The sequence below is a fragment of the Streptococcus australis ATCC 700641 genome, from assembly GCF_000186465.1.
GTDB lineage: Bacteria > Bacillota > Bacilli > Lactobacillales > Streptococcaceae > Streptococcus > Streptococcus australis.
Window position 1 is genome coordinate 566,352 of record NZ_GL636091.1, and the last position, 8,866, is coordinate 575,217.

Here is an 8,866-nt window from a genome sequence, read left to right on the forward strand (position 1 = left end):
CCACTTACACCATATGGTCAGTCTCTTTAACATCCTTCAGATTCGTAAATGGTTTAGTTCGAAGTTTGTTCAGATGTTTCTAATTTTTTTCCAAGATCAATGATGTATTGTTTGAGATCATCTTTAACCTGTGGGTGTTTCAAGGCATAATCAATAGAAGTTTTCATGAAACCAAACTTGTCCCCCACGTCGTAGCGTCTGCCCTTAAATTCGCGGGCAAATACTCGTTGGGTCTTGTTCAAGGTATCAATGGCATCAGTTAATTGAATTTCATTTCCAGCGCCTGGTTTTTGGTTTTCCAAGATTTGGAAGATTTCTGGAGTCAGCAAGTAACGACCGATAATGGCAAGGTCACTCGGCGCCTCTTCAGGTGCCGGTTTTTCGACAAAGGTTTCAACGCTATACAGTCCGTTGATGCCTTCCCCTTGAGGAGCAATGACTCCGTAGGCAGAAACCTCTTCATGGGGAACTTTCATGACTGCAATAGTAGAAGCATGTGTCTCGTCATAGTCATTCATCAATTGCTTGGTGAGAGTAGTAGCTGTATCATCAGTGATATCCATGAGGTCATCTCCCAGCATCACGACGAAAGGTTCATTCCCAACGAAGGCCTTAGCCTGAAGGACAGCATCTCCAAGTCCACGCGGATGTTTTTGACGAATGAAGTGGAGGCGCATCCCGGTAGTTTCATCGACTAGTTTCAACAGGTCATTTTTTCCTTTTTCCTTGAGGTTGTACTCAAGTTCGAAGTTTGAGTCAAAGTGGTCTTCAATTGAACGTTTTGATTTACCAGTGACAACGAGAATATCCTCAATGCCAGCCTTAAGGGCTTCCTCAACGATGAATTGGATGGTTGGCTTATCCACGATTGGCAACATTTCTTTGGCCAGGGCTTTGGTTGCAGGTAGGAAACGCGTTCCAAGTCCAGCCGCAGGAATGACTGCTTTTCTAACTTTTATCATAATAATTCCTTTCTAACTAAAGAATGAAGGTTTCGTTGACTGAGTAGTAAGAAATAACCCTTAGTTCCACTCATTTTCTTCTTTAAATTCGTTGTTCATCATGAAGTTGATGGCTTCGCGGATGTCTTGCCCTTCATAAATTACTTGGTAGATGGCTTGTGTGATCGGCATATAGACGTCTAGCTCTTGGGCAAGTTCGTAGGCAGCCTTAGTGGTTGAAATTCCTTCGATGATCATACCCATGTTGGCTTCGATATCTTCTAGTTTTTCACCGCGACCGAGGGCATCCCCCGCTCGCCAGTTACGAGAGTGGATAGAAGTGCCTGTCACGATCAGATCCCCAACTCCGGATAGTCCACTATAGGTCAAGGGGCTAGCTCCAAGTTTCACTCCTAGACGGGTAATCTCAGCTAGTCCACGCGTGATAATAGCAGCCTTGGCATTGTCTCCGAATCCAAGTCCGTGGAGGGCACCAGCTCCGACTGCAATGATATTTTTAAGGGCACCGGCTGTCTCTACTCCGATCACATCTGTGTTAGTATAGAGGCGGAAGTAGTGGTTGCTGAAGAGTTCTTGAACGTAACGAGCTGTTTCTAAATCTTTAGAAGCTGCTGTGATCAGAGTGATATCGCGAACGATGGTTTCTTCAGCGTGACTTGGCCCAGATACGACTACAATCTCGCTACGTAGAGACGCAGGGATTTCCTCTTCTAAGATTTGAGAAATCCGTTTGTGAGTATTTGGTTCTAATCCTTTGGACGCATGCATGACCTTAACCGGATGGTCTAAGAGTTCGGCCACTTGCTTGGCAACGAGTCGTGTTACCTTGGTTGGAACGACAAAAAGAACGGAATCAGCTCCAGTAAGGGCCTCTTTTAAGTCATGATAAGCCTTGATTTCTTTGTCCAAAACGATATCTTTAAAGTAGCGCTTGTTGGTATGTTCTTGATTGATTTCATCAATTTGCTCTGGAACATTTCCCCAGATCCGCACTTCATGGCCATTATCGTGGAGGACTTGAGAAAGGGCAGTTCCCCAAGAACCGGGTCCAATGACCGCAACGGTTTGTTTATCCATAGTATTCTCCTTCGTGAAGATTTCATTTCTATTTTACCATACTAAAAGGAAAAAAACTCACTTGACATAGGAAGATTTTAAGGGAAAAATCCCTATGATTTCTGTGTTAAAAAATATTTATCAGGTCCTTAAAAAATACATATTAGACGCTCTTGAAGTGGGATGATAAAATAGGGAATAGAAATATCAAAGGAGGGAAGGCCATGTGTAGAACGATTGTTGGAGTCTCTGCCAATCTATGTGCAGTGGATCCAGATGGGAAAAATATCCATTCGTCTGTATCTTGTAAATTTGCGGAAACCATTAAGCAAGTAGGTGGCCTTCCTATGGTTATCCCAGTGGGAGACCCATCTTTTGCTAAAGATTATATCGAAACAGTGGACAAGCTCATCCTCAGTGGGGGGCAAAATGTCCATCCTAGATTTTATGGAGAAGAGATCGCCATCGAGAGTGATGACTACAATCTCGAGCGTGATCAGTTTGAATTGGCCTTGTTAAAAGAAGCAGTCCGTCAAAACAAGCCGGTTCTAGCTATTTGCCGAGGGGTTCAGTTGGTTAATGTCGCCTTCGGTGGGACTCTCCATCAAGAAGTAGAAGGGCACTGGCAAGGCCTTCCTTTTGGTACTTCTCATTCGATTGAGACCAAAAAAGGCAGTGTGGTGGAGCGTCTCTTTGGGCAAGCCAGCCAGATCAATTCTGTTCATCGCCAAAGCATCAAGGATTTGGCGCCTAACTTTCGAGTGACAGCCATTGACCCACGCGACCAGACCATTGAAGCCATCGAAGCAGTGGATGGTCATCGCATCATTGGCTTGCAGTGGCATCCAGAGTTCCTAGTCAAAGAAGAAAAAGGCAATCTCGAACTCTTCCGCTATCTGTTACAAGAATTGTAAAATCTTTAATTTTTTTTAAGGAGAAAGAGGTAAACTAGTCTCATCAACAAAGACCTCCTAACTTTGTTTGATACAGTTTACTTTTTTCATATAATTTCCTGCAAAAGTCTCCTCGTTTGAGGGGGCTTTTGTGTTTTATAGATAAATTATGATTTAATGAAGTTATTCTTTTATTTTAATACTCAAAGTGATTGAAGGTGCAGATGTACTTTCTTCAATAAATTACTAATTTTTAAAAGAATATTTTGACATTTTTTATATTATCTTTGTTGAAAAAATGTGATTTCTATTCGTTAATAATTTGAATTTTAGAGACTATAAAATGAAAATAATTAAACTTATCAAAACACTTGACCAAAATATGTTCAGCGGATATAATTAAACTGTATCTTAAGTACAAAAAAATAAAAATAGGAGATTGTAATATGTATTTTAATCGTAAAAATACAGAACAAAAGAATTGGCGAATGATAAAAAAAGGGAAGCATTTTCTTTTTGGTTGTTCGCTTGTTTTAGCAATAGGGGGAACTTTTGTTGCTCCATCGGTGAAAGCTGATACGGTTGAACCTCAACCAGAATCTAGCACTACAAACGAAGAGGAAAAACCAACTTCAAAAGAAGAGAGCAGCACTTATGTTGCTCCGGCTGTAACAGTAGCTTCAACTACAGTTGCAGAAACAAATACGGCACCAGCTACAGATGAAAAAACCAAGGAAGAATCTGAAGCGACAGTTGAAAAAACAAAAGAATCGGATGCTATCCAGGCTCCATCGTTGACGATGGTTGCTGATCCTGCAGCATTGACTGAGGAAGAAAAAGCAAATGTGGCAGAAGCTGTTAAGGGTGTAAATCCTACAGCCACAGATGTTCAAGTTCAATCAGATGGTACTGTAGTAGTCACTTTTGCAGATGGATCAAGTGCGACTTTGACACCTTCACAAACCATTAAAGCTGGCTCGCAAGTAGTAAAACCACGTAGAGCGCGCGCAGTAACAGAAACTACATCAGCGACTCGTGCAACAGAAGGTTCACAAAACCTTGATTATTCTAATAGAGATAATCCTGAAGGCTACATCAAGATGAACTATGAAGTGGATGATGCCCAAAATACAATCCACTGGAGCGTAGTCGTTAATGGTGGCCGCATTGGGAATCAGACCAGTGGCTATTCTTATTTTACTGTTCCAAAAGATTCTGTAGGAGCTCCTACTAACTGGAGAGTGTTGCAAACGGATAAATATGGAAACACCATGAGTGATCGTCGTTATTGGAAAAATAATGACGGAATATACACAATGGGTGGAGCTGGAAGAATGAACCTATATACTGGTTCTGAAATGACTAAGGAGTTAACGAGGTTATATGAAAAAATCGGTAATCCTGCTATTAAGGGAAATGAAGCGGCAGCGGCGCAACAAGCGTCAGAACGTTCACAAGCGTTGTACAGGCTGACAGCTGACGTAGCAGGTGGAATTGCTAAAAACCCGTCTTGGACTATTACTTTTGATACTCCAATTGTGGATAAGTCTAAGACTTTAGACTACACAGCAGGCTTGCAAGGTACTGGTGCTGGTAAAAAAACTAATATTATGACTGGCTATGCGGACAACTTCATTGATAATTCAAGTTCAAAATTCCAAGCCGTAGCAGTTAAAGAAAAATATACTGCAAAAGTTGGTGGAAGTTTTGATGCCACTCCAGCTAACTATGTAACTAATAAACCTGGAACACCTGAGTTTCCAAACAACTACCGTGGTGCAACAACATTTGCATGGAAAGACGGTCAAGCACCAACTGCTACCACTCCAGGTACGTATACAAAAACAGTAGTTGTAACCTATCCAGCTCATTATAATCAAGCTCCACAAGAAGTGACAGTTACTTTTGAAGTTGAAGGGGAAACACCAAAACCAGTTGCACCAGCAGGTCAGGCTCCAGAAATCACTTCAAATCTTGATGGGAAAGCAAGTACACCAGCTGATGTGACTGTAAATGCAACAGCAGGCTCAACTGTCAAACTTTACAACAAAGATGGCGTTGTGATCGGTGAAGCGGTAGCAAACGATCAAGGTGTAGCAACAATCACTCCAACAAACAGCCTTCCAGCAGGAGAGATTACAGCGACTACAACACCAGCAGGTGGAACAGAGTCAGCTAAGAGTGCACCGATTACGGTTACAAAAACACCAACTCCGTATACTGATCCAGGTGAAACTAATGCTCCTTACTACAAGTTGGGAGTGGGGACCAATACGACACAGGTGTCAGTTTATCGTGGAGATAATCTTCTTCTATTAGGTGGAGGTGCTTCAAGTTCCCTTCGTTGGTTTGGAGTTACTCCAGAAACTATTGGAAATGTTAAGGGGGTAAAGTACACCGAATTTCTTCGCACACGAACTAATGCTCAAGGTAAACTAGAAGGTCCTGTTGCATGGGACCAACCTCTTGGGGAAACTAAGGTTGTCTTTGGAGCTACTGGAAGTGAAAACGCAACAAGCAGGAAACTATTATCAGTTTATCGACCAATTACTGTTACAGTTCTTGAGACTACTAAAAAGTATGACCCAGTTGCAGGTACAAAAGTAGATGTTGCGGATTCTAACAATCTTAGTGTAGATGACAAGAACAAGGTCATTGCCGCTGTTAAAGCTGCCAACGCCAACTCAAAACTTCCACTTCCAGCAGATTCACAATACAGTGTAGATGAAAAGGGTAACCTTACCATCACTTATCCTGATGGATCAACAGATAAGATTGCAGCAGCATATCTCGTTAATCCTACAAAAGATACAACTGCTCCAGACAAACCAGTTGTGAACACAGACCTTACAGGTAAAGCAGGTACTAAGACACCAGTTGAAGTAACTGCGGAAAAAGGTTCAACCGTAGCCCTTTACGATAAAGACAACAACAAGATTGGTGAAGCTACAGCAGGAGAAAATGGTAAAGCTACAATCACGCCAACAGTTGACATTCCAGCAGGTGCAGTAACAGCGAAAGCAACAGATGCAGCTGGCAACACATCAGTAGCAAGTGATCCAGCTACAGCTACACCAGCAGCAGATACAGAAGCTCCAGCTAAACCAGTTGTAAATACAGACCTTACAGGCAAAGCTGGCACTAAGACACCAGTTGAAGTAACTGCAGAAAAAGGTTCAACCGTAGCCCTTTACGATAAAGATAACAACAAGATTGGTGAAGCAACTGCAGGTGAAAATGGTAAAGCCACTATCACACCAACAGTAAACATTCCAGCAGGTGCTGTGACAGCAAAAGCAACAGATGCGGCAGGGAATACATCAGTAGCTAGTGATCCAGCTACAGCTACAGCTCCAGCAGCAACAGTAGTAGCGCCGACAGTAGAGATTCCTTACTCTAACAAAGATATTAAGGAAGTCTATGTATATGCTGGAGAAGAGAACTCATTTGATATCAAATTCAAAGATGATAGCGGAAAAATTGTAAGTGCTACTGTCAAACAAGGCGGTAACAGAGAGTTCAGTTCTGTTGCAGGTGAAGCAGATACCATTAATACTCAATATGGATTTAAAGCCAATGTTATCTCTAGTGAAACACCAGCAACAGCAGATTCTCCAGCAGTCATTACTTATAGAGGTACTCCAGCGGCGACAGATGGTTTATCACAAGATAGACTAGATGCAGCTACTAAGGGAGAAAATCCAGCTGGTTTGCCTTTAGGATGGCGTTATGCAACTGCGACTGATGCTGATGGGGCACTTATTGAGAATAAAGCCACAGGTAGCTCAAGTGCAACTGACCCAGGTGCATTTCGTGTTGTACTTAAGGCACAAAATCAAAAATATGACATTGCAACTCCAGCTCCAGCCGAAAAAGTAACTGTAGCAGATCCAGCTAATGTAACTGAGGATGACTTAGCTAAAATTAAAGAGAAACTACAACTTGAGTACTCTAAAACAAATGATGATGCTAACTTGGCAGATAAAAAAGGTACAACAGCTGATAAAGCTAATAAGATTCAATCAGTCACAAAAGATGACAATGGAAATCTTGTAGTAACCTATACAGATGGTTCTCAAGATAAAAAACCATTATCAGAATTTGTAACTACAGATACAGAAGCACCAGCTAAACCAGTTGTTAACACAGACCTTACAGGTAAAGCAGGTACTAAGACACCAGTTGAAGTAAGTGCAGAACCAGGATCAACTGTTGCCCTTTACGATAAAGATGGCAACAAGATTGGTGAAGCAACAGCAGGAGAAAATGGTAGAGCAACGATTACTCCAACAGTTGATATCCCAGCAGGTGCAGTAACAGCGAAAGCAACTGATGCGGCAGGTAACACTTCAGATGCAAGCGAACCAACTACGGCTACAGCGGCAGTAGTAGCGCCAACAGTAGAGATTCCTTACTCTAACAAAGATAATAAGGAAGTTTATGTATATGCTGGAGAAGAGAACTCATTCGATATCAAATTCAAAGATGATAGCGGAAAAATTGTAAGTGCTACTGTCAAACAAGGGGGTAACAGAGCGTTTAGTCCTGTTGCAGGTGAAGAGAATACCATCAATACTCAATATGGGTTTAAAGCCAATGTTATCTCTACTGAAACACCAGCAACAGCAGAAACCCCAGCAGTCATTACTTATAGAGGTACTCCAGCGGCGACAGATGGTTTATCACAAGATAGACTAGATGCAGCTACTAAGGGAGAAAACCCAGAAGGTATGGTATTAGGCTGGCGTTATGCAACTGCGACTGATGCTGATGGGGCACTTATTGAGAATAAAGCCACAGGTAGCTCAAGCGCAACTGACCCAGGTGCATTCCGTGTTGTACTTAAGGCACAAAATCAAAAATATGACATTGCAACTCCAAGCGAAAAAGTTACTGTAGCAGATCCAGCTAACGTAACTGAAGCTGAGCTAGCTAAAATCAAAGAGAAAGTACAACTTGAGTACTCTCAAAACAACGATGATGCAAACTTAGCAGACAAAAAAGGTACAACAGCTGATAAAACCAATAAGATTCAATCAGTCACAAAAGATGCGGATGGAAATCTTGTAGTAACTTATACAGATGGTTCGATAGATAAAAAACCATTATCAGAATTCGTAAACGTAGCTCCAACAGTTGAACTTCCATACTCAAATCAAGAGCATAAACAAATCTATGTTTATACAGGTGAAAACACTGATCTAACATTCAAAGCATCAGACAATACTGCTGTTAAAGATATGTATGTACGTGGTCCTGGTGGTATTGGAACAGATAATACGGCAAATTACGGCTTTACAACAGGGAAAATAGAAAATTCAGCTGTCACGCATGGTGATGGTACTGTATCAGGTAATACAGCTACTATTAAGATGACAGGTGTTACAACACTTAAAGCTCCAAACAGATGGACAAGCTTTGTTGTTGCTAATGACAATGATAATGCACCATCAAATACAGATTTTAATGCATTAGATAAAAATCCAAATGCAACTCAGACTCCAGGATATGTTCAATTCATCGTTAAATCTCAAACAGATAAGTACGATATTGCAACTCCAGCTCCAACTGACAAAGTTGAAGTAGCAGATCCAACTAAGGTAACAGACGCTGAGTTAGATAAAATTAAAGAAAAATTACAACTTGAGTACAACAAGAACAATGACGATGCGAATATCGCAAAAGATGCTCCAGTTGATAAAGATGGTAAGATTAAATCAGTCACAAAAGATGCAGATGGAAATCTTGTAGTAACCTACACAGATGGTTCTACAGATAAAAAACCATTATCAGAATTTGTAACTAAAGATACCACAGCACCAGCTAAACCAGTGATTAACACAGACCTTACAGGTAAAGCAGGTACTAAGACACCAGTTGAAGTAAGTGCAGAACCAGGAACTAAGGTTGAGTTGTTCGATAAAGACGGCAACAAGATCGGTGAAGGTACAGCTG

The 8,866-nt window shown here is 41.4% G+C and carries 4 protein-coding genes; 2 read left to right on the forward strand and 2 right to left on the reverse strand.

All coding sequences use genetic code 11. The features are described from left to right. Positions 1 to 53: 53 nt before the first annotated feature. Both galU and HMPREF9421_RS02775 read right to left on the reverse strand, forming a co-directional pair. The gene (gene galU / locus HMPREF9421_RS02770) at positions 54 to 962 is read right to left on the reverse strand and encodes a UTP--glucose-1-phosphate uridylyltransferase GalU (protein WP_006595469.1); all 909 of its coding nucleotides are present in this window, start codon (positions 960 to 962) and stop codon (positions 54 to 56) included. Positions 963 to 1,022: 60 nt separating this feature from the next. Further along, complete coding sequence (locus HMPREF9421_RS02775) at positions 1,023 to 2,039, reverse strand: NAD(P)H-dependent glycerol-3-phosphate dehydrogenase (protein ID WP_006595470.1); 1,017 nt, start codon at positions 2,037 to 2,039, stop codon at positions 1,023 to 1,025. Positions 2,040 to 2,242: 203 nt separating this feature from the next. Between HMPREF9421_RS02775 and HMPREF9421_RS02780 the strand changes: the two genes are divergently transcribed. Then, positions 2,243 to 2,932 carry a gamma-glutamyl-gamma-aminobutyrate hydrolase family protein gene (locus tag HMPREF9421_RS02780; protein WP_006597303.1) on the forward strand — a complete coding sequence of 230 codons (690 nt, stop codon included), beginning with the start codon at positions 2,243 to 2,245 and terminating at the stop codon, positions 2,930 to 2,932. A gap of 425 nt (positions 2,933 to 3,357) precedes the next feature. After that, positions 3,358 to 8,866, forward strand: a 5,509-nt coding sequence (locus tag HMPREF9421_RS10925) for a MiiA motif-containing surface protein (RefSeq protein ID WP_040802889.1), incomplete at its 3' end; no start/stop codon positions are given.

Coding starts and splice junctions, on each gene's coding strand:
- galU (WP_006595469.1), bottom strand. CDS start 962: ATGATAAAAGTTAGAAAAGCAGTCATTCCTGCGGCTGGACTTGGAACG.
- HMPREF9421_RS02775 (WP_006595470.1), bottom strand. CDS start 2,039: ATGGATAAACAAACCGTTGCGGTCATTGGACCCGGTTCTTGGGGAACT.
- HMPREF9421_RS02780 (WP_006597303.1), top strand. CDS start 2,243: ATGTGTAGAACGATTGTTGGAGTCTCTGCCAATCTATGTGCAGTGGAT.